We start from the raw sequence: 1,107 nt of genomic DNA, 5'->3' as shown, positions 1-1,107 counted from the left end.
GTCGCCCTCTCGCAGTTGCGCTTCTCTTCGTTCGCCATGACCAGCTTACGGTGGGACTTCCACCCACAAGAGCGCGCCCATGCTGGGCGCACAATGACAAGGCCGCCGGATCGCTCCGACGGCTTTTCTGTTTCATGCTTGGATATTCAGGCTGCCGTCGCCATGCGGGCCGAGGCCGTCAGCCTGACCGGCAGCTTGCGCATGATTTCCTCGGCGAAACAGGTGGCGTTCTCACGCGCCTTGTCGAGATTGCTGACACGTGTCGGGTCGATCGTGTGCAGCGTGCCGCCGCAGTCGAAAATGTCGCGGAAGGCCGAGCGCTCGATGATCGCCGTATCCAGCACCGGCACGTGCCGCTCGCTGAGCAGCGACTTGACGAGTTGCAGCGCCCTGGTCGTCACCATCGAGTTGACGCGGGTCAGCACCACCGAATGGCCGATCTTGATGCCCGCCTTCTCGTCCAGATACTGCAGCAGTTCGAGCACCTGCGCGCCGCCGCGCGCATCCATCGCACAGCCCTGGATCGGGATCAGCACGTGGTCGGAAAGGCCGACGGCGGTGGCGAGCAGCGGATTGCGCGCGCCCGGCAGATCGACGATGAAGTAGTCGGTATTGTGCTTGTTCTCGCTGATATGCTGCGGCAGCGAGGCGGTGGTCACGAAATCGATGACCGAAATATTGGCCACATCACCAGAGATCTCATGCCAGCGCGAAATCCAGTGCTGCGGATCGGCATCGAGAATGGTAACGCGGTAACCCTTCCGGGCGAGCTCGGTCGCGAGCAGCAGAACAGCCGTCGTCTTGCCGGCGCCGCCCTTGGTGTTTGCGAAAGTAATGACAGGCATGTTCGGTCCTCGGAGGAAAAATGGCGCGAGCCGGAATCGCTCTTTTTACGCACCGTCGGAGCATCGTGCGGTTAAGCCATCCTTTCCAATCATGGTTAACAAAATCGAAACGCGCGCGGCGAAATTGCAGTCGGTATTTTTCACATCCCTAAAATTGGGGATGTCGTAAATCGGCATAGGGGGCGATCGCTGTGATCGCACCCCTGCCACACCACCCGGCATGCGGGTCCGCACCGGGCGGTTCGAGAGATTGAGGTTTATG

General features: G+C 60.7%; 2 protein-coding genes. Both read right to left on the bottom strand.

Annotation, left to right across the window (positions count from 1 at the left end; translation table 11 throughout):
- Positions 1-146: 146 nt before the first annotated feature.
- A complete protein-coding gene (locus GGD57_RS29000) occupies positions 147-845 on the bottom strand; it encodes a ParA family protein (protein ID WP_184473602.1) in 699 nt (232 codons plus the stop codon).
- Between the two features lie 45 nt (positions 846-890).
- The coding region (locus GGD57_RS29040; protein WP_210304091.1) for a hypothetical protein at positions 891-1,107 on the bottom strand (217 nt) is incomplete at its 5' end.

The organism is Rhizobium esperanzae (genome assembly GCF_014197615.1).
Taxonomy (GTDB): Bacteria; Pseudomonadota; Alphaproteobacteria; order Rhizobiales; family Rhizobiaceae; genus Rhizobium; species Rhizobium esperanzae_A.
This window is presented reverse-complemented; position numbering and strand designations above follow the sequence as displayed.

Excerpts from the sequence above, each read along its gene's own strand:
- GGD57_RS29000 (WP_184473602.1), bottom strand. The coding sequence starts at position 845 with ATGCCTGTCATTACTTTCGCAAACACCAAGGGCGGCGCCGGCAAGACG.